We start from the raw sequence: 26,278 nt of genomic DNA, 5'->3' as shown, positions 1-26,278 counted from the left end.
TGCGTTTGTGTGTCCCTGTATAGTGGCGATAGGCTACGGGCATGTAAAGACGATGACATGAGTTTTTTTCATGCCGTTTAATGTGTCAGGAGCTGAATATGCACGTTTTACACCACCATGCCGCCGCGGACGCGGCGGGAACCATCGACCCGCGCGGTCGCGCCATCGCCCTCAGCGTAGTCTTCGCCGCCGGGGCCTTGCTGTTCATCATGGCCCCCATTATCGGGGGGAGCGGCACGCTGGGTCTGCTGGCGCTCCTGATCGCGGCCTTCGGCGCTGGATGGGGATTCGCGCGCGCGCAGCCCTGGCTCTATCGGGCGCCCCTGACGGCGACGCGCTGGGCCTTCCTGGTGTCGGCGGCCGGCTGGCTGCTGGCGCTGGTGGCCTGGTATGGCGGCCAGGCCTGGCCGTCGCTGCTCCCCGGCGTGATGTTCGGCAGCGCGGGGGCGGCTGTCGCCTGGCGCGTTGCCGCGGGACGGGCGGCACTGTCGGGTCGCCGCGTCAGCGGCGCCACGGCGCTGAGCGTGGCTGTCGCTATCGCGGCGACGCTGCTGACCTGGCACACCGCCGGGGCAGGACGCGGCGGCGTGAACTTTGCCTTCGCCGTGCTGCTGGACTGGGCGCTGCTCGGCGCGCTGATTGTGCGCATACGCCAGCAGGAGAGTGCGGCGTAGTAGCTGCCGCTTGCCGGGTTCAGGCGAGCCGATCAAGCGAAACGGGATAAGTCGTCCGGCGGGGTGATAAATTTCTTCTACACTGTTACTGGCATCACATTCCTGCGCGGCTGGCATCTCCGCCGGCCGCCGTCGGCATTCAGTCCAGGCACGGGCCTGCAGGCTGGTTATCCTGAAAGAGGAGTCTGTAACATGGCATTTGTCACCACCCAAGACGGCGTCAATATTTACTTCAAAGACTGGGGTCCGAAGGAAGCTCAGCCGATTGTTTTTCATCACGGCTGGCCGTTAAGCGCCGACGACTGGGATAACCAGATGTTGTTTTTCCTTGCCGAAGGCTTTCGGGTCATCGCCATCGACCGCCGGGGCCATGGCCGCTCCGATCAGGTCAGCGAGGGGCATGATATGGACCATTATGCGGCAGACGTCTCGGCGGTAGTGGAGCATCTGGATCTGCACAATGCGGTCCACGTCGGGCACTCCACCGGCGGCGGCCAGGTCGCCCGCTACGTGGCCCGCTACGGCCAGCCGCAGGGGCGGGTGGCGAAGGCGGTGCTCATCAGCGCCGTTCCGCCGCTGATGGTCAAAACCGAACAGAATCCTGGCGGCACGCCGATCGAGGTGTTTGACGGTTTCCGCAAAGCGCTGGCGGCTAACCGCGCCCAGTTCTATCTCGACGTCGCCTCTGGCCCGTTCTATGGCTTTAATCGTGAAGGAGCGGAGGTGTCGCAGGGGACGATCCAGAACTGGTGGCGACAGGGGATGATCGGCAGCGCCAAAGCCCATTATGAAGGTATTAAGGCGTTTTCAGAAACGGACCAGACCGAAGATCTTAAGTCGATTACGCTGCCGGTGCTGGTCATGCAGGGCGATGACGATCAGGTGGTTCCCTATAAAAATGCCGCTATCCTGCAGGACCAGCTGCTGCCCAACAGCCAGCTGATCGTTTACCCTGGCTTCCCGCACGGGATGCACACTTCCCACGCCGATACCATCAACGCCGATCTGCTGGCGTTTATCCGCGCCTGATCTTCCCTTTCGCCGGGCGGAATGCCGCAATGGCCTTCCGCCAGCGCCCCGGTCGCCCGTCGCCGGGGCGCGCCGGTTGACGAGCAGGGGAAATCTGCTTAACTAATGGGATACCTGACGACTATTTTCCCCCTGGCAGGATAAAACGCCGGGTTTCCCGCGGGAAACCCGGTGGAATTCTGCGCAAGAGACAAGAGAGAGACAATGAAATTAGCCGGACTTCATCCCGACGAGCAGCGTCGCCTGCAATCGCTTCGCTCTTCCGGGCTGTTGAATAGCGGAAAAGAAGAACGCTTTGATCGCCTGACCAGGCTTGCCCGTTCGCTGTATAACCTGCCGGTGGCGTCCATCAGCCTGGTAGGGGAAGATCTGCTGCATATCAAATCCTGTGCCGGTCTGGATGTGGACACGGTGCCGAGAGACATTTCATTTTGCGCCCATACCATTTTGCAAACTGACCCCCTTATCGTTAACGACATGCAGCAGGACGAGCGTTTTCATGACAACCCGCTGGTGATCCAGGCGCCGTTTATCCGCTTTTACGCCGGGTACCCGGTGCAGCTGCCGGATGGCGCGACGGTGGGGTCTTTTTGCCTGATGGACCATCAGCCGCGTTCGTTTTCCGCGCATGAAATGCAGATCTTAAGCGATCTGGCGGCGATCGTGGAGGATGAGTTCAAGGTGCTGGATGCGGCAACCTCTGATGAGCTGACGGGACTGTTTAACCGCCGGGGATTCCTCACCCTGGCCGAGTATGCCCTGCTGACGGCCCAGCGCCGTCATGAGCCGGTCAGCCTGGCGTTTGTCGACCTCGATCGCTTTAAGCACATCAACGATACCTGGGGGCATGAAGAGGGCGATCGCGCGCTGATCGCCATCGCCGATTTGATGAAAGCCGCCTTCCGTGAATCCGATATCCTCGCCAGGCAGGGGGGCGATGAGTTTATTATTCTGTTCGCCAATACCAGCCGCCACGATGCCGCGGCGGCGATGGAGACGCTCAGCCACAACGTGGCGCGTTTCAACCAGCAGGCGGCTCACCCCTGGCAGCTGGCGTTCTCCTGGGGCTGCGTGGAGTACGATCCCGCCAGCCACCCCAGTCTCAACGCGCTGGTGGCCACTGCCGACCGCCTGATGTATCAGGCGAAGCAGAAACAGGGGCGCGAGCGCCGTTAATCCTTTGCGGCGGCGGCATTCAGCAGGTACTCCTGCGCCTGCTGCCGCTTCTGCGAATAGTCACCGAGCAGCGCCTGCTGCGATTTCCCGGCGTTGTCATAAAACAGGCCGCCCTGATCGGCGATAAAGTCATAATGCTGTTCCAGCTGGCCTATCACCCAGTCGATACGTTGCAGGGTGAGCAAGGTGCAGGACTGGCCATGCAGGTCGTCTTCAATATCCAGCACGTGTGAGCGGAAGGCCTCCAGGGCAAATAACCGGCTCAGCGCGGCAGGGTCCGCCAGCGCCGTTTCCCAGCGCGCCGTTATCTGCTGAAAATGAGCCTGCACCTGCGGAGATGCCCGCCTGGCGCGAAGCCAGACCAGCTTGCGCCGGTAGCTTTCGACCGCCAGCCGCTTCATCTCGCGATATTGCGCCAGCTGCTGTTCGGCATCGGGCACCCGGGTCATCAGCCAGCTAAAAAAGAAGCGGGTCTCAAAGCGCTCGACAAAGTGAAACAGGGGATCGGCCAGACCGTTGCTGTTGAATTCTCTCAGCGGGTCGAAGGGATACATATAGCCAAAATCGAACAGCCACAGCTGCTCCTCCCGGTCCACCAGCAGGTTCCCGCTACAGAGATCCCACTCCATCAGCCCCTGCTCCTCACAGGCTTCCAGCGTGGTGAACAGCTGAGCGATCAGCGGCGGGGTCAGCTGGTGAATCGGCTCGCCATCGATCCAGGGGGAGAGGAGGATGCCGAGGCGATAATCGGCATACAGCGTCGGGACGATGTGGGTGAAGCGCGGCGCGGTATTTGGGTCATCCTTCAGCCGTTGCAACGCCTGCCGGCGCTGTACCTCGTTTAAAAACGACAGCTGGCCGTTAAGGTTGGCAACGCCGGCGACGGCGCGTCGTTTCTTTAAATTGTACTCCTTGCCGGCGATGCGCAGCCGGTAAACCTCGCCGGTCAGCCCCGAACCGTATACCTGCACCACATAGGGTGAATCCGCAGCCAGCGCGGCGAGGGTCTCCGGCGGCAGTGGACAGTGATTGACGTCGCCGACGATAAGAGGTTCTCCGCTGCGATCGAACGCCTGCTGCTGCTGTTGTCTGAGGTTCATGGCGCCTCCTTATCAGAAATGGGACAGAGTGATTTATCCACGCTATCTCACCCGCAAGCGTCAGCAAAATCATCCTACCGCCGGGCGCTTTTTCAGGCTGAGCGGTGGCGCGTTCATGGAGGATACCTGGGGCGTAGGGCGGCGGCCCTGACGTCGTTGTCAATGAGGTGTTTGCCAGGCTGGGTGCGATTCAGAGTTAACGCCAGAGACGCAAGAAAGCAAAAAGCCTGCTCGAAAGCAGGCTTTTTAAATTTGGCTCCTCTGACTGGACTCGAACCAGTGACATACGGATTAACAGTCCGCCGTTCTACCGACTGAACTACAGAGGAATCGTGTGGAGTCGTATCTTAGCGGCGAAAAATCTTTTGTCAAACATCAATTCGCCCGTTCAGGTGCAACTGCCGCTTCCATCAACAATTTGTTGTCATTTCCGACAATGATTACGGAAAAATACTTTGCAGGATATCCATTTCTCGATCATCATTTGAAATGTTGTTTCAACATCTCTCACTAAGGTCTCTCTTGAACGTCACCTCCGCCGTACGCCAGGCCGTCGAACGGACATCCTGGTTTAAAAAACGTCAGCGTTATCGTGTGCTGTACTGGCGCGAAATCAGCCCTCTCGCTGTGCCCATTCTGCTGGAAAATGCCTGTGTGCTGTTGATGGGGGTGTTGAGCACCTTCCTTGTCAGCTGGCTGGGCAAAGAGGCCATGGCCGGGGTGGGCCTGGCCGATAGCTTTAACATGGTGATCATGTCGTTTTTTGCCGCTATCGATCTGGGTACCACGGTGGTGGTGGCTTTTAGCCTCGGCAAGCGAGATCGGCGGCGGGCGAGAGCGGCCGCGCGCCAGTCGCTGGCCATTATGACCCTGTTTTCTATTGTGCTGGCGGGAGTGATCCACGCTTTTGGTCAGGAGATTATTAATTTTGTCGCCGGCGATGCCACCCCGCAGGTGAAGGACCTGGCGCTGACCTATCTCGAGCTGACGGTGCTGAGCTATCCGGCGGCGGCGATTGCGCTGATCGGCAGCGGGGCGCTGCGCGGCGCCGGGACCACCAAAATCCCGCTGTTGATCAACGGCGGGATGAACATCCTCAATATCCTAATCAGCAGCGTGCTCATCTATGGCCTCTTCTCCTGGCCGGGGCTGGGCTTTGTCGGCGCCGGTCTCGGGCTGACCATTGCCCGCTATATTGGCGCCATCGCCACTATCTGGGTGCTGATGGTGGGCCTCAATCCCGCGCTGCGGCTGTCGCTGAAGGGCTACTTCAAACCCTTTAACTTCGCCATTATCTGGGAGGTGATGGGGATCGGCATCCCGGCCAGTATCGAATCGGTTCTGTTCAATGGCGGTAAGCTGCTGACCCAGATGTTTGTCGCCGGGATGGGCACCAACGTTATCGCCGGCAATTTCATTGCTTTTTCGGTGGCCTCGCTGATTAACCTGCCGGGCAACGCCCTCGGCTCCGCCTCGACGATCATTACCGGCAAGCGGCTGGGGAAAGGGCAGATTGGCCAGGCGGAATTCCAGGCCTGGCATGTGTTCTGGCTGTCGACCATTATTCTGACGCTGATTGCCTGGGGCAGCGCCCCGTTCGCGGGCTTTATCGCCTCGTTCTATACCCATGAAGAAGACGTAAAAGAGGTGGTGAAGCAGCTGCTGTGGCTCAACGCCCTGTTTATGCCGATCTGGTCGCTGTCGTGGACTTTACCCTGCGCCTTCAAAGGCGCCCGTGACGTACGTTATACCATGTGGGTGTCGATGCTCGGCATGTGGGGCTGCCGGGTGGTGGCGGGCTATACGCTGGGTATCGTGCTGGGGATGGGCGTGATCGGCGTTTGGTTAGGGATGGTGCTCGACTGGGCAGTGCGCGGCGCGCTGTTTTACTTCCGCATGGTGAGCGGCCGCTGGCTGTGGAAGTACCCGCGGGTGAAGGCCTCAACGCCGGAAACCTGATCCGTTTGCCGGATAAACGCCATTTTTTGCGCAAAGTGAGGAATAATTCGGCAAACGATTCATTTTATTAAAAACAGGCTTTACAGCGTCCGGCGTCATCGTTAATATGCGCCCCGTTCACACGATTCCTCTGTAGTTCAGTCGGTAGAACGGCGGACTGTTAATCCGTATGTCACTGGTTCGAGTCCAGTCAGAGGAGCCAAATTCCTGTTTTCAGGCGTGCTTATAAATTCCTATTCAATTAGGTTTCAATGAGTTAGCGTGAAAATCTTTCCCGATGCATATCTGATTTTCCCTCCGCATCCGGCGAAATTGGTGGTCTGATTTGGGGTCATTTCAGTTCGATAATGGAATGACCACCATATGTCCCTTTCCGACGCGAAAATCCGCACTATCAAGCCTTCTGATAAACCCTTTAAACTGACCGACTCTCAAGGTCTGTATCTGCTTGTCAATCCGGGCGGTTCACGCCTCTGGTATCTCAAATATCGCTTCAACCGAAAAGAATCCCGTATAGCATTAGGTGCCTATCCGCAGGTCTCGCTTTCTGACCCCCGTCAACAGCGCGACGGTATCCGTAAACTACTGGCGCAGAATATTAACCCAGCGCAACAACGTGTTGCCGAAAAAGCCGCCGCTTCACCGGAAAAATGCTTTGAGGCCGTTGCGGTGGCATGGCACAAAACCAACAAAAAGTGGTCGGCTGACTATGCAGAGCGCATCCTTGCCAGCATGAAAATCATATCTTTCCGGCGATTGGTCATCTGCCCGTCACGTTGTTAAAAACACAGCATTTCACGGCGTTGCTGAAAGTTATCGAGGACAAAGGCTTTCTTGAAGTCGCGTCCCGAACCCGGCAGCAACTCTGCAACATCATGCGTTACGCCGTTCAGCAGGGGCTGACTGAAAACAATCCGGCGCTGCATCTGGAAGGCGTCACCGCGCCGCCGGTTTAAAATCACTATCCCGCCCTGCCGCTGGAGCGGTTACCCGAATTGTTTGAGCGCATTGGTGATTATCAGCAGGGACGGCAGCTTACAAGGCTGGCGGTGGTGCTGACACTCCATCTGTTTATTCGCTCCTGTGAGCTGCGCTTCGCCCGCTGGAGCGAGATTGATTTCAGACACAAAATTTGGACCATTCCCGCCACACGGGAAACGATTGAGAAAGTTCGTTTCTCTGGCCGTGGCGCAAAAATGCGTACTCCGCACATTGTGCCGCTTTCCCGACAGGCAATTGCTATTCTGAAGCAGATACAAGAGATTTCCGGCCATCTGGAACTGGTGTTCCCCGGCGCACAGGCCAATAGCCCTTGTTTTTTGTTGGGGCTGCGAACGATACCCGAGCGCTGGGGCGGCAGCCGTTGAGGTGTGGTGGGGCTTCGGTTGTGCTCTCTGAGCAACCGCCCGCTTGCGCGGGTTATCCCCCGGATCGTCCAGATCCTCCTCGGTATCGGTTCATGTTCTCCTTATGGGTTAAATGGCCTGAAAAGGCAGTGTCAGAATCCAGCCATGAGCTGGCGCAGTTGAGTTATCTGGTGCAAGTCGAAAGGACTGCGTGCGTCACTTTCTCGCGACTTTGCGGTTAAAGTGACGCACTGGTACTGGTGCAGCATCTGAAAATTTTTCGTCTGGTGCAGTTTTACGGTCACGCGGCAGCAAAGCCTTCGGCAATGCAGACCACTGCCCGTCATAAAGGAATTGACGCTCCGGTTCAGGGTGCGTCAGTGTTTACAGTACAAATCCGTAGTGAGAACCATCCGGCAGTTCAACATCAAGACGTAGCTTGCCGCCAGTCGCTTCAACGTAGCGTTTGAGAGTGGAAAGCTTCAGATCGCGCCCTGGTTTTTCCATTCCTGCAACGGTAGGTTGCCTGATGCCCAGCGCCTGTGCCATCTCCACCTGCGTTTTCTGTACTTTCTCACGCAGTTCGGCAAGGTGAATGTTGAGCAGTATGTCCGTTGCCATCGCCTGAGCTTCGGCCACGACTTCAGATTTTTCATCCGCAATAAGCTGTTCCAGCGTTCTGCCCACCGCGTTACTCCTTCTCTTTTAATGTGTTCAGCCAGTTCGTGAATTCCCTGTCAGCAACAGGGAGCATCTCATCGTAAAAACGTTTTTCATTGCCGACCTTATTTCCGGCACAAAGCACAATGCCGGTACGGGTCGGGTCAAAAGCGAAAAACGCCCGTATCGGATCGCCCCGACTCTGAATACGTAGCTCTTTCATGTTGCTGTAGCGGGAACCTCTGACCGTATCGGCATAAGGTCTGGACAAACCTGGTCCCTTTTCCCGCAGGACCAGCAGTGCTGCAAGCATGCTGACCCTGTCGGTATCGCTGAGCGAGGCAAACCAGCGATCAAACGTATCCGTTGTTTTAATTGTCCACATGGGACCCCCTAATAAATATAGGTTAAATACTATATAGATGTAAAGCTATAAAGCGGATTATGAAGTGATGGGATGAGGGATTCATGCGTCATTACTTCAAAGATGAAGACGCATTCGGGTATTTCAGTGAATAACATGCAAGACATTCACCGTTTTACGACCTGTACTGAAAAACCAGTTCAGGTATTAACGCAGTGTGAAGAGTGACCTTAACTGCAACGCAGTCCGACATTTACAAAGGTATTGTCGGTAACGGGACGACCAGCCTGAAATCAGGCCGCTTCTTGCAGGTCATGGAAGCGTAAGGGCAGCCCGGAGGGCCATTCGTTGCATGGGGGAAATTATACGAATGTAACTGGCGCAGAAAGAGGAAACTGTTTTTGCCTGAAAAACATTTCCCGTTGATTTGATTAGATGCTGAGTTGCCGCGCGTCACTGGCGTTCTCTCGAACTCCCACCCGCAAGGGCAGGCAGAAGATCGGGAGGATCTGTTTACCTTATCGATATTCTGATTTACGGTAGCGCGATGGCCAGATGTCCTCAGGCGCAACATCTAACGCTTCAGCAATCAATCTTTCGCCTTTGGGCCAGTGGCGGGTAAGCGCATTAGCCAGCGTGGAGGACGCCAGCCCGGCATTACGGGAAACCGCCGCCAGCGACATTCCCCGCTTTTTCAGCGCCGCGATAATGTCGGCAGAATGCCAGTCCTGTCGCATCATGCGGCCACCTCGTCGATAAAGGTCACGCCTTCGGCGGTGCGCAGCCAGCGCGGGGCTTTCATTTCCGCAGCGAAATAGTTGATCAGTTCATACAGCAGGCAGCTAAGGTGTTTCTCCATTTCAGAGTAAAAGCCTTGCCCTGCCAGCATCTGCGTCAGGGAGAGACAGTAGCGACAAAGCTCTGTGCATTCAGGCTCGAAACGGGGGGAATTTGCAGGGAGGGTGTCAACGGTCAGGCTTTCAATAAGATGGGGAGGAACGGGTTCTAACAGCGTGGGCTGCAACAGCGTCAGACAGGCGTTGAGTCTGCCGCAGAGCGCCATTTTCAGTGTGGGATCGTTGCTTTCAATCAGAGTTTCGGCGAAGTTTTCGCAGTGATCGGCCAGTACAGTGAAATCCGTGGCGGCATTAAAGGGAACAGCAAGTAATGGATGTGTTTGGATTGGGGGAGCAGCCATAGCTGCAGCCTCCTGTAACGGGTTTAAAACCCACCACCAGAGGTTCCAATCTCATGGTGGTGGACTGAACGGGGTTGGAACTACCGGCGTTACAGGCAACCGGCGCACCTTACGGTGCCCCCGCCCAGCCCACCATTGAGGTATAGCCGAGCGCACGACATAAAAAAAGACGCGGGGCGCGTCGTATGTCGCCTGTAACATTCCTCAGGGTTCCAATCCCGGCACCTGAATTTGCAGGTGCGGGTAGACGATACCGCTTTCGATCAAAAACGGCGAGAAGAAGGAGTGGAATACAGATCGAAAATTGTTATAAATATAAGAATTAGTCGCTAAAATTTTATCTTTATCAATTTTGCGGAGGGAACCCGTTGGATACCACAGAAAAGCAGATTGTAAAACTGGGGCCACCAGTAGGGAAAGCAGATGCTTATTTACCACTGGAGATTATGGAACAGAAAACGTTTGAGCTATTTTGTTGTGAGCTCATCAAAAAACGGCTGAAAATCGAAAACGGCGAGATAGTTGATGCCATGACGATTGGTATTTCCGGCCAATCACAGTTTGGGGCAGATATTTTTACGCATCGCCAGCACGGCAATCAGGACGTTTATTCGTTATACGAAGTAAAACGGTGTAAAAAATTTACAAAAAGTCATTATATTCCCACTGTCAAGCGTTTTAATGAACATCGGGAAAAATGGCAGGTGAATATCAATGAGTTTTACATTTTCCTCAGTGAGAAAGCGTCAGCAAAATTAATAGCGGAATACAAAAAACAAGAAGCTATCTTTAAGGAACTGAATATAGTACATCGTCTGCTTGATACGGAATTGATCCACGACTGGCTGAAAAATCTGTATTGTCCAGATCTGTTGTATCGATTTTGTCACGAGAGCTGGGTATCTCTTTTTTATGGCGAGCGAGCACTGTTAAATATCAAAAACTATGGCGTGTGGGACTATAACGAATCTTCTGCCTGGCGAAATTACACACATCCATATGAACACATTACTGGTGATACCTATACACTTCAGAACGATCATGTGTTTATTCAGGCGTTTTTACCTCATCTGAAAGGAAATCAACTATCCTGTTTTATTGATTTTCGTAATGGCCGCTATAGCCATGTTTTGCTGACGATGAGTCAGAATGACCTGCTAAATTCGGCCTTCGAAGGGGTCGGTAGTCCACCGGAGGCGGGAGTCAGACCGTGGGTTTTAAAAGAACCTCATGGCGAAAATTATTATTGCGATATCGGTAACTGCCGCCTTGAACTAACCCTAAATGAAACACGCTCCCTCTGTGATGCTTTTGATAAATTCTGGAGGTGCTATAAACAGCGCATGGAAGAAATTGACCGGATTTGTCGCACCGTTGATTTCTCGAACAGTACACCACTCGGTGATAATATTCATCTCATTACCATTCCTTACTGGCTATGGGGTCGCATCAGCACCTTTTGTCAACATCATGACTATCTGGATACCAAAGGCGAGTGGTCGATATTTAATCCTGTACGTGAGCGCATTATGGTCTTTACCCGTCATAAAGATGAAGTAATGAACGAAGGGCATCACGTCACGCTATTAGCCAGCCGCGATCCTCATTTTAATCGCCTCAATAATCATCGCGTGGCACTAATCTGGCAACCTCCCAGTCGCTACGATATTGATAGTATGGAAGAGGACACCATCGGGCCTCGTAATTACTGGGATGCACTGACAACATATCGCTGGCTGATGGAGAAATTAATCCCTGCGGCAGATAGCTGGTACTGTGCTAATTACTTTCCAGAACGCAGGGGTTGGCAACGACTGCCATTTCGCGCACCACGCCATATTCCCTATACATCCGATGATATTTATTCGCACTACCAGCCCGAAATTAATATCTCTGTTGAACAGGTAGACAGCAAGCAGAGTCTGCTGGCGTTGCTGACCGAACTCCAGGATTTTTATCATCTCTACACTCGTCGGGTGTACTTTAAGGCAAGTGAGTTTGAGCAACTTTGCGATGCCTTTCTCTTTTTGTTAAACAAAACAACCGTCAATTACTGGGGCTATATCCGCAGTAGCGTCGGTGCTTCGCAGGAGGAGCGAGAGTCTGTGGTAACGGCATTGCAAAGGTATCGGAGGGAAAGTTCGGTTTATGAAAAGAATTCGTCACTGTATGACTATCTGTTTCGCGGCATGATGGCGCTATTTGGTGACGGCGACTGCCATATTAACGAAGTTGAAGCGATAAAGGCTGCGACGCTGTTGCGCCCCTTTGTGGATAAGATGTCGGAGGGGCGTTTTTTGCGGCGCTGTCAGAAGAGATTATGAATGCCCTCTAACAAATAGTACGTTTAATTATATTAAAAAATGCTATTGGGCAGCTGAAACATATGTCTTCCTCTGCCCATTAACTTCCTAATTGTTTTATTCTCCGCACTTCGACGAAATGGTTTCGCAGTGAACAGAATTAAGCTCTTTAAGAGGTCCGCTGTATGCCGTATGCAATACCTTTTCCAGTTTGGGATGCATAATTAAATCAGCGCCGATAATTACGTGGGCATCTATGTCACCAGTACCTTTTCCCTTAACCCGCCATGTTCGTAATACAACGGCCGGTTGGTCATTCTCATCGTACCAGCATAGCGGCCCCGCGTAATGAGATGATTTCAATTGTGCATCATATTTCAGAGCCGCAGGAGGAAGCAGGACAAAGACATCATCCAACCAGTCTTTGACTTTATCCAGCTTAACTAATTGTGGCTTTGCTCGAGCCTGCATGGCCTCCATCCAATCAATATCTTCCCACCAAACTAAGGCATCATCACTGCCCAAAGGCGATACTTGCGGAGGAACCATCCCATCAGGATTTGTCCTGACAATCGCAGCGCACTGCACCGTTCTCCTGTCCATGGGGCCATAATCTTTACCATCTGCCCGGAAATAATATTGTTCAAACAGTCCTAATCTTATCCATCCCCCCCATGTTGGGTCTTCGTTAGAGACCCGTGTAAATTCTGCCAGTTTATATTGTTTACTTTCATATAACGGCCAATTTGGTCTGGGGATCCGACTGGCATCCAGAGCCAGATGAAGAGGCATAAAAGGCAGAATTTGTCCCAGGATGCGACGTTCTATATCTGCTTCCCATAATCCCTTACGCCAGAGTTGTGCCGGAAATTCGGTCAAAACGTCATCAAAAATGGCAAGAAATAATTCAGTATGCCATAGCAAAGTTCGAGCTGAAGGTTTTACGTAATTTCCTCGGTCATACTTGAGTTCGTATCGTTTCTTCATAAAATGCTGGAAAACATTTAAAGCATCATCAGTAATATATGATTCCATTCTGGTAGCCATAAGGGTAGGTAACTCAGGCCATACTTCTTGAAAAATATTCAATAAACAGCTTTCATCAGCAAAGGAAACTAATTCCATAGCTTTATTTGAAGGTGTGCCAGTTGCCAATAACATAGTTGTTTTCGCGTTAAATGATGTTTCTTTGATACGCGTTAAAAGAAGCTTGGCCAACAGTGACAAACTTAATGAAGGACTTTGAGTATAATCCCTTAATGGCTCTTTGAGCCTTTGAACCAAAGCAGTTACATCTGCCAGCGTTTCGTTAAGAATCTGTAGTATGGATTGTAGTGAGGAAACACTACTGGTATGCATCAGATAGTATTTTAGAGGGTTATAAAAGAGTTCTGTTCTCTCTTTTACCAGTCGAGCAACACCTGACAGGGCTGCTATCCGTCTGGAGATGACCGCATTACCTGTATTCGTGAGTAAAAGCACACAAAGTGATTCATCCAAAGACCATTCAGGGGTAGCATGAAGTTCAAGTTTTTCAAACACATGAATTTGACCGGGGAGCGGTAATCGGCTTTCAATAATGGTGAAGGCCTCTTCCCAGGCATTCACTGCCAGTTCATGATCGCCCCAGTCAGCTATCCTTTCAATCAGGTGACGGGATAACCCATAATAGCCGTCCATATTTAGCCGTCGGAGCGTCTCCTGTGCCAGCGTTTGCAGTGCCAACTTTTTATCCATCTCCAGAGCCCGACGGAGAGGTGCAGATTGTGTGTCATCACCAAAATTGAGCCATCCCCGTCCTCCTCTTGCCGAAGTGAAAGCAAGCGTATAGGCAACAACAGCCAATTTTTCATGTCCAGAATTATCCAGACACTCTGCCAGACACAATACCGGCGTAATACTTTCCAGCGACCAATAAGAACGTTCGTGAACAAAAAAATAGAGTAGACGCAGAGCCTGATCTTCTTCTCCTCTTTGTACCATTTCCGTCATTATATAGCTTAATGGTAGTGAAACAGACTCTTGATATTCAACACGAGAAAGAGTTGATTTTGAAAGCTTTCGCAATATCGTTAGCAGTTCGACAAATTTTGGTGCTGGCGGAAATACTGGAATGCGTAAAGCTATAGAGGTGATCGGAGATGTATCTCCGATATATTCTCTTCGACGAGTTTCTCTATTTTTATTCGTTTCATGTAGTTTGTAAGCAGGCATATGCAGACTATGTTCTTCGGCAAATTGCCGCAAAGGCCCAACCGCGCTTAATTGGTAGTTAGAAGAATCATTAAATACTTCTGCACAAAGTACTGTGAATCGTTCCTGAACATAAGCCGGATATTGTGTAAGTAAGCGTTGGACAGAGGACAGCCTCTCTTTTACTACTGCTTCTCCGGCATTCTCATAGTCAATATCAACCAATAATGTTGACCATAGTGCATTCAATAAAATTGAATCCCCCCGGTCAGCCAGTTGACGTAATGTCTCCTTCTGCGCCTCTATACTTGTCCAAGAAAAAACACCTCGTTCATACATTAGAGTACGATTAAGTAATTCGATTGCCTGAACTTCGTCAACTTGCAACAGTGAACTAAACCATGCATTGGGGGCATGTTTTGTCGTTCTATGATCGGTATGACAAAGTACTGCACTTAGTAGTGGGCGGAGACTAATCAGTGCACGTATCGCTGATTCTCTTGAATGAAGTCTTAATGCAGGAACGCATTCGATGATATCAAACAATGTAATATCTTTTCGAAAACCATAGCCTAATAAAAACACAATGGCCTGTTGCCAGTGCTTGATTGCCTCCAAGGGGGACGTTTTCGCATAAAGTTGAGCCAACTTCATTCGTTCTAGTGCATGTACACTGTAATAAGTGCCATTTGCTTCCATAGATTCAAGCTCATCTTCTAGCTTTTTAATGATTAAATCTGCAATCTCGGGCTTTACAGTGTGTGCAAGAAAAAATGAATACAATACATCTCCTGAAAGCGGACTATTTTCATCTCGATCCAGATATGTTGTCGTATCATTACGAACCATGGAAATAATACTTAGAGCTTTTTCCCACTCCTCACGAGTTTTGAGGAGTTTAAGTGCACGAACGAGACTCGCTTTGATAATGGGATGTATCGAATAGAGATCGCAGGCTCTGGGGCTACCAACGAATGGTCTTGTGTCCTTAGTTAATTCTTCAAAAGCGGCTAGAATATCGTATGATTCATTGTTCACCGCAGCCGCTTCAGCCAATGCAACAGCAAGAACAAACCTCAACCAACAGCGATACCAGCCGTCTCCCTCCAGACTAAGTCGTTGAAGCTGGAAAAACCTCTCACAATCCACATCGCGAGCTTTCAGACGTACTGATGCCACCCATTGATGTACAAACTTGGCTTCAGGTGAATAACGCTCATTTGCTGGAGTTGTTTCAACTTTCAGCTCATTACGTACTATATCAAGTGCACGTTGACCTGAAGCTCCAGCATCAACACACCACATAGCTTCTATTGGCGTAACAGCCTGGCATAAGGCCATTTCGGCATAATGCCGACTGTCATCTACTGCTTTTATATTCCGGTAGAAATCAGTAAGACCAAGAAATAAGAGGCAGACAGATCTGTCTGGTAATCTGTAGCGTCCGGTATAAATAGGATCCCCTCTATGGCAAATTCTTTCGACTAAGGCTGGGGACGTAAACTGAGCAAGTTGTTGAGCTAAATTACGCAAGAACCAAGGCGAAAAAAGCAACCCTGAACGACATAGATTCCAATAAATATGTCGGATAACTTGTCTATACCGCCCTAACCGTAACGCACCGTAAATAGTTGCGAGGGCTTCCTCTTCATTATTACAACGAACGTCATCATGAGACTCAGTATCCGAATAATCGAGTCTATCTTCTATTTCTGTTGTAATAGATAAGTATTCTTGCCAAGGCGCGGCAACCCCCTTGGAATCAACTAACTGACAGGCCAGTAAACCTTCTTTTTGAGTTAGTGTTGGACGACCATCGAACAACAACCTCTCGGCTAATGCATCAGCACCATAAATAGAGTAGTAAGTCCGCCAATACTCTTGCCAATCATTATTCCCTTCCTCAAAGCAAGAATTAAGTGCTCTGGATAATTCAGCATAGCGGACCAATGCAGGCCAGTTAAGAGTACGAGCAGCGACATCCGTCGCAAGCATAATATTTTTTCGAATAGCCTCAGAAGGATAGCCATGAGCGACACTGTCACGTACAAATGATGCTGAAACGTATGTCAGAATTTCGTTATCTCTTCCAGCTCTCCTCATAATTGGTAGCAAAAAGCGATAACTTTTAGCATCAACAAAAAAACCTCGTGTTTCCAACCATACTGCAACGGGATATAAAATATCAGCAACTTGTCTTCCCTGACGAACCAGCTCATCAATCATGAAACGTCGAAAGCTTTCATGAAATATCCTCATGCCGCCCTGAGTAGTTGCCTGGGTTAGGACAGGACGTAGGATCTGTAGTGCTGCGGAAACATATCCTCTAAGTAATGGACCGACAATTTCACATAATTCCCTTTCAGTTACTGAGAAATCCATCACCCCCATAAGATCAGCAATAGCCTGGGCTTGTTTACCTGCCGACGAATACAGGTGCCCGTAGTAATGTTTAATATCGCCATTTAGGTCGGGCACCCCTATGAGCCATTCAAACGGTTCAGTAATTGCACCAGATAAAAGACCATCCATCAGACCAAAACAAAGGTAGCGAGTATATAGAGGATTACCTTCCGAGCGCTGGAACAGTATTTGTATTACGTTATTTTCTTTTTCTTGTAGATTAATCTCTGCTAGTGCAGTACCTAACCCAAGTTTTATCGCTAGCTCCCTGACCTCTTCCAATGACCAAGATTCAACAACGTATTCGTTTAAATTAGAGTTGTATACTTCCCGTAATGGCTCAAGATGTTTTCCTGGTTGCGAGCCGATAATTAGTGTTACTCGTTCTGGTAGTTCAAGCGTTGCCAATTGTTCAACAATATCTGTTTCATTATCACTGAGGTCTAATGATGAATCACGAACACGTGCAATATGATCCAACCCATCAACAATGATCACAGTATGTCTTTCAGAGGCAGAGATTTCACCTAAGGTCTGTTCGAGCTCATGAATACCTGAAGAAAAAACCTGTTGTATAGGGATTGCATTTTTTTGACAGGATTCATGCAATTCAGCCAGCAAATTAGCGAAGAAAACGTTTGTTGTAATTCTTCGTTCAACCAGTTCATCCCCTGGTTCCAAAAAACAATAGTGGCGAGCAACAATAAAATCCTGTTGTACCAGTTCTTCTGACAACTGCGTCAAAGACCATGATTTACCAGCCCCTGGACCAGCAAGAACAAGATGAACCCCTTGTTGTTGTGCTGCCTCAAAGAGTTGTTTCTGTAATGACTTTCGCTCGAATAAAACAGCTCTGTCTAAAGGGAATGCTTGAGCAATACGACCAAAGTCGGTACGGAGTGATAAACGTTGCGCTATAAGGGATGGCGATAATGATTCTCCTCTTGTCCTTGCAACATTTGCAATATGAACTGCCAGTGCCGCCACATCTTCCACGCGGCGTTCATCATTTGGATAGCGACCTATACCAACATGCTCCACAAGCATTTTTAATAGTAAATTTTCGAGAGGACCGGGATGTTCAAGATCAAGGGAAGCAGCAGGAAATGCAATTTCAATAATAAACCGCTCGCAAAAAGCAATTACATCATTGCGACTAGGTACAGCTTCCCCTTCAGGAATACTCACCAATGGTTTAAATACTGGGGAAGAACTTTTCGGCCAGACCTTATCAGGGTCTAAATAATATAGCTCCGTGGAGTATCCATCGAAAGTACCAGCACTATCAGCTGGTATAAGTAATTCAACAACAGGGTCGTCAGAATCAGGATACTGCCATGTTGCACAGAGGCGATATTCTTCTGTAGCAGTATTATCTTCTGAGGAGAGAAACGTGTTGACCAATCGATCAAACCGTAAAGATGAATTCTTTTTATCAAAATCATCGAAAGTTAATGGCCTAGTTATATTTTCACTTGATTTAAGTTGTCTACGTAATTTACACCCATTCGCAATGACCTCGATATCATCAAAACGATCGTCTTCAACGGTTTTGCGATCAACTGTTATCTTCTCGTCTCGGCGAACAAGGCAACAGATGAATAGATACGCCGTGACCAAATCTTGGTAGACGTAACCCCTGTGGGCGGCACTTAGGGGGCTGTTACTAAATCGCTTTTCTGGTCTTCGGTCACTCATAATACCAACAACCTCCCAACAAAATGATTACATACACCAAGTCATTGAACTTTTATATTCTTAATATTCAAATACATTACTCGGATACTTGCAAGACAAAAGCAAGAGAATCAAACAGATACCTCATAAAATTAATTAAACCAATAAATTCATTAAGTTACAGTAAATTTCAGTATAAAATGGTAGGATTGGCCGCATCGAATTAGGATGCTTTCTCACAGCGATAAACAATAACTGGGATTAAAAATGGAGATATTAGGAAGTTTCCTTTTACAAACGATCACATCCACCGCTTTCAGTCTGATATTTCTGACTGGTGTTGGATGGCTTTTTAGAACCTGGATTGGAAACCGAATTCATTTAAGTATTAAAAATGAATATGATAATAAATTAGAGAGGCTTAAGGCTGAACTTAAAAACGAAGGCGATGCTCATCTAACAGATATGAAGGCAGAATTCGATCGACAATCAAACATATTAAAAATTGCTGCTGCGTCTTTCTCTGAGGTACAAAAAGCAACAATTTCAAGAAAAATTGATGCAGTCGATATTCTTTGGAAGGGGATAATCGACTTTCGCAAAAACTTCCCGGGTGCAGCCTCTTTTACGGACGTTCTTACTGATGAAGAAATGAAAAATTTTTATACTGATACACGATTACATAAATACTCACATGAATTGGAACAATTTGATATGACATATTTAATCAATGCCAGCTCTGAAGAAGTTAAGTTGGTAAGGCCACATATTGGTGAATTTGTGTGGGCACTTTATTCTACTTATTGCACTATTTTGATGCGCTCCATTTATTTATTGAAGGCAGGAAAGAATGAGCCATCCAAAGTGGCATGGCATTGCGATGATAATATTGTAAACTTAATTTTAGTTGCATTTGGTGAAGAGTGTTCTTCTGAGTTTAAAAAACTCCGTTGGGGGAGATATCAATGGCTTCATAACCAGTTTGATTCGTCATTATTTAAAGCAATTGATACTCTTCTAACTGGTAAAAGTTTCAGTGATGCAGCTTTACATGAAGCACAATTGATGGAGCGTCAAATTAGTGCCAGTAGATCAAATGAGCTCAAGATTTCACATCCTCTTTAATAGGCGCGCTGATTAGCACCATTCTAGATATATAATCTAAATGGTGGTCATTCTGGTGGTCTTGACAACCAAGAAATTTTACTTTAGCTTACCAATCAGCCAGTTAATGGCAAAGGCGATCCCAATCAGAGGAGCCAAATTTAAAAAGCCTGCTTTCGAGCAGGCTTTTTGCTTTTCTGTCTGTCCGTTTCCTTGCGGACTCATAATCCGCAGCCACCGCCGGGACGTTTGTTTCGCTCACCCGGGCACTGACGCTCCCCTGCGGGGAACGCCAGCGTTTTCCTCTCTCTTCCCCCGTCGCCGGTTAGCGGAACGGCGGTTCGTTGAAGGTGCGTAGCTTACGCGAGTGCATGTGATCCCCCTCGGCGCGCAGCAGGTCGATGGCCCGAATGCCGATCTGCAGATGCTCAGAGATGGCCCCCTCATAGAAGCGGTTGGCCTGACCGGGGAGCTTGATCTCACCGTGCAGCGGCTTGTCCGAGACGCAGAGCAGCGTGCCGTAGGGGACGCGGAAGCGATAGCCCTGGGCGGCGATGGTCGCGCTCTCCATATCGATAGCCACCGCGCGGCTGAGATTAAAGCGCAGCGCGGAAGCGGAATAGCGCAGCTCCCAGTTACGGTCGTCGGTGGTGACCACCGTCCCGGTACGCAGCCGCTGCTTCACTTCCTCGCCCGGCATCCCGCTCACCTGCTTGGTGGCGTCGTACAGGGCGCGCTGCACTTCGGCAATGCTGGGGATGGGAATATCCGGCGGTAGCACCGCATCCAGTACATGGTCGTCGCGCAGATAGGCGTGGGCCAGCACATAGTCGCCGATTGCCTGGCTTTCACGCAGGCCGCCGCAGTGGCCGATCATCAGCCAGACATCCGGGCGCAGCACCGCCAGGTGGTCGCAGATGGTTTTGGCGTTGGCCGGGCCGACGCCAATGTTAATCAGGGTGATCCCTTTGCCATCGTGGGTGATCAGATGCCAGGCCGGCATCTGGTGCTTCTTCCACGCCAGATCGGAAATGGCCTGCTCCGGCGCTTCGGTTTCGGCGGTGATCCAGATCCCGCCGGCGCAGGAGAGGGCGATATAGGGGCTGTCAGGATCGAGGATCTGGCTGCAGCCCCAGCTGACAAACTCATCCACGTAGCGGGTATAGTTGGTGAACAGCACGTAGGGCTGGAAGTGTTCCGCCGGGGTGCCGGTATAGTGCCGCAGACGTGCCAGCGAAAAATCGACGCGCCGGGCGTCAAAGTGCGACAGCGGATAGAACTCGGTAGGATGGAACAGGCCGTCCGCGGTCTCATCGCCAATCTGCGACAGCTCGGTGGTGGGGAAATAGCGCGTCAGACCGGCGCTCATCGAACGGTCAAGGGTCAGGGTGGAACCGTCTATCACGTAAGGGTAGGGGATTTCATGCTGCGACAGCTCGACGCTAATATGGGCGCCATAGTCCTGATACAGCAGGGTCAGCTGTTCGAGTAAATAGTGGCGGAACAGTTTCGGGTTGGTGATGGTAGTGGTATAGCACCCGGCATGGGTGAAACGTCCCCAGGCGCGCGTTTTAAGGGCTTTATGATCGGCGCCGTCCCAGGAGACCGACAGCTGCGGATAGACAAAAAGGCCTTCCGCGCGGGCTTCGGTATCAGGGAGCGTATGATGGTCAATATAGTCGCCGATGGCTTTGCGCAACGCCGTGACCGAGGCTTCATAACGCGATTCCAGCTCGGCAAGCGCTTGTTCCGGGGTCAGACTGGCGGCCTTGTTATTCATGATTCGCTCCTTGTTTCAGGTCTGCTGACATTCCCGATAGTATGTCACAGCGGGAAAAGGGCGAAGGGGAATTTATCTGTCAGTTGCGAAGATACTCAGATCAATACCGGCACAGGGGCCGGACTCGATTTATTTACCGGCGTTTGCCCAGCGCGCGCTGCTATAATGGCTGGCGTTGCGGATCTTCAATGTCTGCGCCGGATTATTATTCAGACAATAGCGCGCATCGGCCAGCGGTGTGAGTTTATCCCCTTCCCGCAGGCGGAGGCGACAGGCTTCAATCTCAGCGATCATCTCCAGTGCGCCGCTCTGGAGCACGACGCGGCAGGGGCTGGACGGAGAATTATCCTGGACTTTTTTTACCCACCACTCCATCTGTTTTTTTCCTCTCCTGGTGACACATCCGCCGATAATTCATGTTTCTTAAAAATCTGACAATAAGATTATCCCGCTGGTTTATGCAGTGTTTAAAAACAGGCGACCAAACGTTGATCTCAGCGGTAGGTTTTTTTTCGCCGGCAGGGAATGATCTGCCGGGTTTAATTTGCCGGAAGCGATGACTATGCTGAAAAGCAGACCGTGAGAAGCGCCTGTCAGGAAAAGGGCAGAACGCGTTCGGCTACGCGATAAATATCAGAGAGAGCGTTATGAAGCATCTATTACGACACTGGCGAACGTCGGGCGCCGTTATCGGCTCACTGCTGAAAAAAGGGAGCATTGCGGTGCTGGCGCTGCTGGTGGTGTTTCTCGCCGGACGGATCTATGAGTCGCAGCGCGGCCCGGCGCTGCATCGCTGGCATACCTGGCGCGGCAATGAGATGGCGGCCAAAGAGATCGACCAGGCGACCTTTGCCCAATATCTGGCGCGGGAGAAGACCATTTTCGCCGATCTCCAGCGCGAGGTGACGGATGCTTTACCGGAGGAAGATAAAACCCCCGTCAACCGCTTTTATCGCCACAGCCGCGTCTGGCCGGGACAGTTTACGCAGGACTGGAACCGTTCTTTTATACTGTTGCCGCAGGGCAAGCCGCGCGGCAGCGTGGTGCTGCTCCATGGCCTGACCGATTCGCCCTACAGCGTGCGCTATCTGGCGCAGCTCTGGCGGCAGCGGGGCTATGTGGCGGTGGCGCCGCGTTTGCCGGGCCACGGCACCGCGGCGGGAGCGTTAACCGCCGTTGACTGGGAGACCTGGCTGGCGGCAACGCGTCTGGCGGTGCGGGAAGCGACGCGCCTGGCCGGGGCGGACGTGCCGCTGCATCTGGTCGGCTACTCAAACGGCGGCGCGCTGGCGCTCAAGTATGCCCTCGATAGCCTGGAGGACAGCCACTTGCGCCAGCCGCAGCAGATTATCCTGCTGTCGCCGATGATCGGCGTGACGGCGTTTGCCCGTTTTGCCGGTCTCGCCGGGCTGCCGTCCATCTTCCCGGCGTTTGCCCGCGCGGCCTGGCTGAACGTGGCGCCTGAGTTTAATCCGTTCAAGTACAACTCGTTTCCGGTAAAAGCGGCGAGACAGTCCTGGCTGTTGAGCCAGGCGCTGCAGCAGCAGATTATTCGCGCGTCCCGTCAGGGGGCGCTGAAAGCGCTGCCGCCGGTCCTCACCTTTCAGTCGGTAATGGATTCCACCGTCAGCACCCGGGCGGTGGTGGAGTCCCTGTATCGCTACCTGCCGGACAACGGCAGCGAGCTGGTGGTGTTCGACATAAACCAGGCGGCGGATCTCCGGGTCCTGTTCCGTCCCGCGCTTTATGCGGCGGTGAATACGCTGTTGCCGCCGGCGCCGCGGGCCTATACCACGACGGTGGTGACCAACGCGACGGCGCACACCCTGCAGACCATCGCCCGTACCACGCTGGCGCAGGAACGGGAAGAGCATCGTTATCCCTTACACCTTGCCTGGCCGGCGGATATGTACTCCCTGTCGCATGTGGCAGTGCCGTTTCCCCTGAGCGACTCGCTGTATGGTCGTGAGCCGGACGAGAAGAACCGCTACGGCATTAGTCTGGGCACCATTTCACTGCGCGGAGAGACCGGGACGCTGAGCGTGGGGCTGGAGACGTTAATGCGCGTCACCTCCAATCCTTTCTTTCCGTGGATGCTGGCCCGCGTCGATGAGCATATCGCCTGCGGCGAGCAGGCGGCGGTAGTGGCCTGCCTGAAGGCGCAGGCCAGCGCGGAGGCGTTAAAAGAGGATCAGGTGCAGGACGGTGCGCAGCAGAATGCCGACGATCGCCGCGGGAGCCACGAAGCGAAACAGGCGGACAAACCGTGAGCTGATGCCGAGGAAAATACCGATCCCGGGCAGATCGAAGGTCTGGATCAGCAGGCCTGCCGAGGCGTTGACCTGGCTGACGGTGACTTTGCCCTGCTGGATCAGCTCGGAAATGACGCCAAAATAAGCGGTGCCCCCGGCGACGCACTTCACCAGCGCCGGTAGCACAAAGTTCTGCGGAATATGCAGCCAGCCGAGCACCGGTTTCAGTAGCTGCTGCAGCAGGTCGATGACGCCAGCGCCCTGCAGCAGTCCGACGATGGTTAACGACAGGATCAGCATCGGCACCGCGCCGAGCGCCAGGCGGATGGCGTCGGAGCCGGCGCTGTTGATCACCGCCAGAATGCCCTGACTGTTCTGCTCGGCGTTGGGCAGCGCTTCCGCGCGAGGGTTCTCGGCGACCGATAGGCGCCGTCCGGTGACGTGCCAGGCGACCGCCGCCGCGCACAGGCCGCCGACCACTGAGATAACGATCGAGGCCAGCCAGTGCAGGCCGAAAGGGGTGAGGGGATAAAAGACGTTGCCTTGCCCCATGGCGAAGACCATGGCAAGGGTGGCGGCCATTTGCCGGTCAGAAACGCCGCGTTTGTCCATAATCGACAGCGTGGCCAGCGGGGCGGCGAAGCTGACAAAGTTAATCTGGATCAGGGCGAAGGCGCTCATCCCGGTTAAGCCGAAGGGCTTCAGCAATGGCGCAACCCAGCGCACAATCACATCGAGGATGCCGCGGACCTCCAGATATTTCATGATAATCAGCATGATCACCATGATCGGCAACAGCGTATACAGCGCGACGTCAACGGACGATTTGCCCGCCGCCATAATGATGCTTATGACATCCATTTACGTTCTTTACCACTCGCAAAGCCATTCGTTCGCGTCATCATAATCCCGTGGGGAAGGAAATGATATGTCAGGATCGCCCCGGGGACCGGCGCCGTGGGGCGCCGGGAGGAGAGGATTACTGGCCGATGTTGACCAGCGTGCGGCCATGAATATTGTTGCTGAGGAAATCTGCGGCATACGCTGGCGCCTGCTCCAGCGTGATTTCCGTGGCTGCCTGTTGGTAGTAGCTTTCCGGCAGCAGCTGGGCCAGACGCTGCCACACCGCGTCGCGTTCTGCGGTGGGCACCATCACCGAATCCACCCCCTGCAGACGCACATTGCGCAGAATAAACGGCATCACGGTGGTTGGCAGATCGAAGCCCCCGGCCAGACCGCAGGCGGCGACGCAGCCGCGATAGTGCGTTTGCGCCAGCACTTTGGCCAGCATCGTGCCGCCAACGGTATCCACCGCGCCCGCCCACAGCTGTTTCTCCAGCGGGCGGGTCTCTGCAAAGTCGCTGCGCGGCAGGATGGCGTCGGCCCCGAGCTGGCGAAGGTAGTCGTGCGTCGACTCGCGGCCCGATACGGCCGTCACCCGGTAGCCGAGCGCTTTCAGCAGTACCACGGCGGTGCTGCCGACCCCGCCGCTGGCGCCGGTGACCAGGATATCACCGCTTTCCGGGGTGATGCCCGCGCTGACGAGGGCATCGACGCACAGCATCGCGGTGAAGCCGGCGGTGCCGATGATCATCGCCTGGCGCGCGCTGAGCGCCTCCGGCAGGGCAACCAGCCAGTCGCCTTTGACACAGGCCTCGGTGGCCAGACCGCCCCAGTGGTTTTCGCCCACGCCCCAGCCGGTGAGGATCACGGCCTGGCCGGGAACAAAGCGCGGATCGCGGCTTTCACTTACCCGGCCGGCAAAATCAATCCCCGGCACCATCGGGAACTGGCGGATGATTTTGCCTTTGCCGGTGATCGCCAGGGCATCTTTATAGTTGAGACTCGACCAGTCGATGGCGACCCGCACGTCGCCTTCGGTAAGGGCGGGCAGGTCAATCGCTTTGACGGTGGCCACGGTGCGGTTGTCAATCTGGTCCAGAACTAATGCTTTCATGACTGAGTATTCCTCGTCTGAAGGGAGTTATCGGCGCTATCGCCGTCCTGTGCAGGTGTTATTGTCATCATAGTGTGCGCAAAGAAATCCCAGTACTGGTTAAGGGGAGCGGCGGACTGGACCAGCCTGGCGCGCATCACCGCGCCTTCCCAGCCGATCCAGAACACCTGGGCCAGCGTCTCCGGTGAGGTGTCGCTGGCGATCGTCCCGGCAGCCCGCGCCTCGTGCAGGCAGCGGGCCACGCGCGCCTCCCATGCCGCCAGGATGGTCTGCAACCGCTGGGGAAATGCCTCGGGCAACAGCGGAGCTTCCTGCAGCAGGTTGCCTACCAGGCAGCCGCGACGAAACTGGTATTTCTCCATTCCCTGACCGGCATCACGCACGAAGGCCGCCATCCGTTCCAGCGCCGGCACGGCGTCGTCCAGCAGGAATCTATCTAATTTATGCGCAAAGTAGTCGCCATAGGCGGCAAGCACGGCGAGGCCAAAGGCCTCCTTGCTTTTGAAACAGTGGTAAAACGACCCCTTCGGCACGGCGATGTTCTTGATCACCGCATCAATACCCGCTGCGAGATAGCCCGTTTCGGTCAGCACCTCCAGGCCCGAGCGAATCAATGCCTGTCGCGTGTCGACAAACTGGCGATCGGCCTTTGGCGGTCGGCCGCGGCGGGGCTTCTGGTTGGCGGAGGTAGCGGGATTCATCATTTAGACCGTATGGTTTAATTGTTTGTCAGGGTACCCCCAATCCCGGTGGGGGGCAAGCCATGTATGGCAGAGAAGGGCGGGAATTCGAGGCAGAAGGCGACGCGGATTATCATCAATTATTAATGCGTGGTTCTCCGCGCGGCTGCTGCAGAGAATATCAATCCGCTGAGACTATTCCGCTGACCATATATCTCTCTGGCCGCCACGGAATGATAAGGATGAATGGTAGCGATTATATTGCCGGGCTGGCGATGATTTGCAGACCCTGGCGGATTGACAACTCCGGCATGATAAAACACATTGTCCCCCCTGAAGGGGCGCCGGTTGCCACCTCAGTTTAAATAAAAACGCCGCAAGGCAGGAAAGCCTGTCCTTTATTATCGGCGTCTGGATAAATAA

19 protein-coding genes, 2 tRNA genes and 2 pseudogenes are annotated in these 26,278 nt (G+C 52.5%); 11 read left to right on the top strand and 12 right to left on the bottom strand.

The genetic code is table 11. The annotated features are described in order from the left end of the window. Positions 1–98: 98 nt before the first annotated feature. The 3 genes from K5R89_RS19820 to K5R89_RS19810 all read left to right on the top strand — a co-directional run bounded on the left by K5R89_RS19820 (position 99) and on the right by K5R89_RS19810 (position 2,879). Positions 99–674 (top strand): hypothetical protein, encoded by a 576-nt coding sequence (locus K5R89_RS19820; RefSeq protein ID WP_217259290.1) that lies wholly within the window; start codon positions 99–101, stop codon positions 672–674. Between the two features lie 192 nt (positions 675–866). Continuing rightward, positions 867–1,703 (top strand): alpha/beta fold hydrolase, encoded by an 837-nt coding sequence (locus K5R89_RS19815; RefSeq protein WP_044524034.1) that lies wholly within the window; start codon positions 867–869, stop codon positions 1,701–1,703. Positions 1,704–1,907: 204 nt separating this feature from the next. Continuing rightward, positions 1,908–2,879, top strand: coding sequence for a sensor domain-containing diguanylate cyclase (locus tag K5R89_RS19810; RefSeq protein ID WP_023290317.1), 972 nt, complete (start codon positions 1,908–1,910; stop codon positions 2,877–2,879). Here the strand turns inward: K5R89_RS19810 and K5R89_RS19805 are convergent. Beyond that, positions 2,876–3,979, bottom strand: a complete 1,104-nt coding sequence (locus tag K5R89_RS19805) for an AarF/UbiB family protein (protein WP_217259289.1) — start codon at positions 3,977–3,979, stop codon at positions 2,876–2,878. The genes K5R89_RS19810 and K5R89_RS19805 overlap by 4 nt on opposite strands. Positions 3,980–4,232: 253 nt before the next feature. Further along, positions 4,233–4,308: transfer RNA gene (locus tag K5R89_RS19800), tRNA-Asn, on the bottom strand. 5 nt (positions 4,309–4,313) lie between these two features. On the opposite strand from K5R89_RS19800, the gene K5R89_RS27870 reads away from it, so the two are divergent. The 4 genes and pseudogenes from K5R89_RS27870 to K5R89_RS19780 form a co-directional block, all read left to right on the top strand. Next, positions 4,314–4,493 carry a DUF5951 family protein gene (locus tag K5R89_RS27870; protein WP_219340444.1) on the top strand — a complete coding sequence of 60 codons (180 nt, stop codon included), beginning with the start codon at positions 4,314–4,316 and terminating at the stop codon, positions 4,491–4,493. 8 nt (positions 4,494–4,501) lie between these two features. Then, positions 4,502–5,938: an EmmdR/YeeO family multidrug/toxin efflux MATE transporter gene (locus tag K5R89_RS19790; protein WP_032456343.1), complete on the top strand. Its 1,437-nt coding sequence runs from the start codon at positions 4,502–4,504 to the stop codon at positions 5,936–5,938. 126 nt (positions 5,939–6,064) lie between these two features. Next, positions 6,065–6,140, top strand: a tRNA-Asn gene (locus K5R89_RS19785). A 161-nt stretch (positions 6,141–6,301) separates the two neighbouring features. Further along, positions 6,302–7,233: pseudogene (locus K5R89_RS19780) on the top strand (tyrosine-type recombinase/integrase); the annotation flags it as partial. A 435-nt stretch (positions 7,234–7,668) separates the two neighbouring features. On the opposite strand, the gene K5R89_RS19775 reads toward K5R89_RS19780, so the two are convergent. The 4 genes from K5R89_RS19775 to K5R89_RS19760 all read right to left on the bottom strand — a co-directional run bounded on the left by K5R89_RS19775 (position 7,669) and on the right by K5R89_RS19760 (position 9,506). After that, entirely contained in the window at positions 7,669–7,971 is a 303-nt protein-coding gene (locus tag K5R89_RS19775) for a helix-turn-helix domain-containing protein (protein ID WP_072413418.1), read from the bottom strand. Positions 7,972–7,975: 4 nt separating this feature from the next. Next, complete coding sequence (locus tag K5R89_RS19770) at positions 7,976–8,329, bottom strand: type II toxin-antitoxin system RelE/ParE family toxin (RefSeq protein WP_072413417.1); 354 nt, start codon at positions 8,327–8,329, stop codon at positions 7,976–7,978. A 497-nt stretch (positions 8,330–8,826) separates the two neighbouring features. Next, positions 8,827–9,048 carry a helix-turn-helix transcriptional regulator gene (locus K5R89_RS19765; protein WP_047738806.1) on the bottom strand — a complete coding sequence of 74 codons (222 nt, stop codon included), beginning with the start codon at positions 9,046–9,048 and terminating at the stop codon, positions 8,827–8,829. After that, positions 9,045–9,506: a hypothetical protein gene (locus tag K5R89_RS19760; protein ID WP_072413416.1), complete on the bottom strand. Its 462-nt coding sequence runs from the start codon at positions 9,504–9,506 to the stop codon at positions 9,045–9,047. The genes K5R89_RS19765 and K5R89_RS19760 overlap by 4 nt, the downstream gene beginning before the upstream one ends. A gap of 368 nt (positions 9,507–9,874) precedes the next feature. Between K5R89_RS19760 and K5R89_RS19755 the strand changes: the two genes are divergently transcribed. After that, entirely contained in the window at positions 9,875–11,830 is a 1,956-nt protein-coding gene (locus tag K5R89_RS19755) for a hypothetical protein (protein WP_217259288.1), read from the top strand. 96 nt (positions 11,831–11,926) lie between these two features. Here K5R89_RS19755 and K5R89_RS19750 read toward each other — a convergent pair whose 3' ends face one another. Beyond that, positions 11,927–18,103, bottom strand: a complete 6,177-nt coding sequence (locus K5R89_RS19750; RefSeq protein WP_139165059.1) for an ATP-binding protein — start codon at positions 18,101–18,103, stop codon at positions 11,927–11,929. A gap of 246 nt (positions 18,104–18,349) precedes the next feature. On the opposite strand from K5R89_RS19750, the gene K5R89_RS19745 reads away from it, so the two are divergent. Then, positions 18,350–19,207 (top strand): hypothetical protein, encoded by an 858-nt coding sequence (locus tag K5R89_RS19745; protein ID WP_072413413.1) that lies wholly within the window; start codon positions 18,350–18,352, stop codon positions 19,205–19,207. A gap of 304 nt (positions 19,208–19,511) precedes the next feature. Here the strand turns inward: K5R89_RS19745 and K5R89_RS19740 are convergent, their stop codons facing one another. Then, positions 19,512–20,966: an AMP nucleosidase gene (locus tag K5R89_RS19740; RefSeq protein ID WP_087824150.1), complete on the bottom strand. Its 1,455-nt coding sequence runs from the start codon at positions 20,964–20,966 to the stop codon at positions 19,512–19,514. 129 nt (positions 20,967–21,095) lie between these two features. Further along, positions 21,096–21,341: a signal transduction protein PmrD gene (pmrD, locus tag K5R89_RS19735; RefSeq protein ID WP_023290305.1), complete on the bottom strand. Its 246-nt coding sequence runs from the start codon at positions 21,339–21,341 to the stop codon at positions 21,096–21,098. 272 nt (positions 21,342–21,613) lie between these two features. On the opposite strand from pmrD, the gene K5R89_RS19730 reads away from it, so the two are divergent. Continuing rightward, complete coding sequence (locus K5R89_RS19730; protein WP_217259287.1) at positions 21,614–23,236, top strand: carboxylesterase; 1,623 nt, start codon at positions 21,614–21,616, stop codon at positions 23,234–23,236. Here K5R89_RS19730 and K5R89_RS19725 read toward each other — a convergent pair. The 3 genes and pseudogenes from K5R89_RS19725 to K5R89_RS19715 form a co-directional block, all read right to left on the bottom strand. Continuing rightward, positions 23,147–24,079, bottom strand: a complete 933-nt coding sequence (locus K5R89_RS19725) for a nucleoside recognition domain-containing protein (RefSeq protein ID WP_048336040.1) — start codon at positions 24,077–24,079, stop codon at positions 23,147–23,149. The genes K5R89_RS19730 and K5R89_RS19725 overlap by 90 nt on opposite strands. A gap of 118 nt (positions 24,080–24,197) precedes the next feature. After that, the gene (locus K5R89_RS19720) at positions 24,198–25,112 is read right to left on the bottom strand and encodes an MDR family oxidoreductase (RefSeq protein ID WP_224222706.1); all 915 of its coding nucleotides are present in this window, start codon (positions 25,110–25,112) and stop codon (positions 24,198–24,200) included. Further along, positions 25,051–25,876 (bottom strand): annotated as a pseudogene (locus K5R89_RS19715) (TetR/AcrR family transcriptional regulator). Before K5R89_RS19715 ends, K5R89_RS19720 begins: the two are co-directional and overlap by 62 nt. A 62-nt stretch (positions 25,877–25,938) precedes the next feature. Between K5R89_RS19715 and K5R89_RS19710 the strand changes: the two are divergent. Then, complete coding sequence (locus K5R89_RS19710; RefSeq protein ID WP_142375668.1) at positions 25,939–26,220, top strand: hypothetical protein; 282 nt, start codon at positions 25,939–25,941, stop codon at positions 26,218–26,220. The last annotated feature ends 58 nt before the right edge of the window (positions 26,221–26,278 follow it).

Source organism: Klebsiella sp. TF21-TM, from assembly GCF_019753495.1.
Classification (GTDB): Bacteria; Pseudomonadota; Gammaproteobacteria; order Enterobacterales; family Enterobacteriaceae; genus Klebsiella; species Klebsiella quasipneumoniae.
The sequence above is the reverse complement of the archived record's forward strand: the minus strand, read 5'-3'. Positions and strand labels throughout refer to the sequence as shown.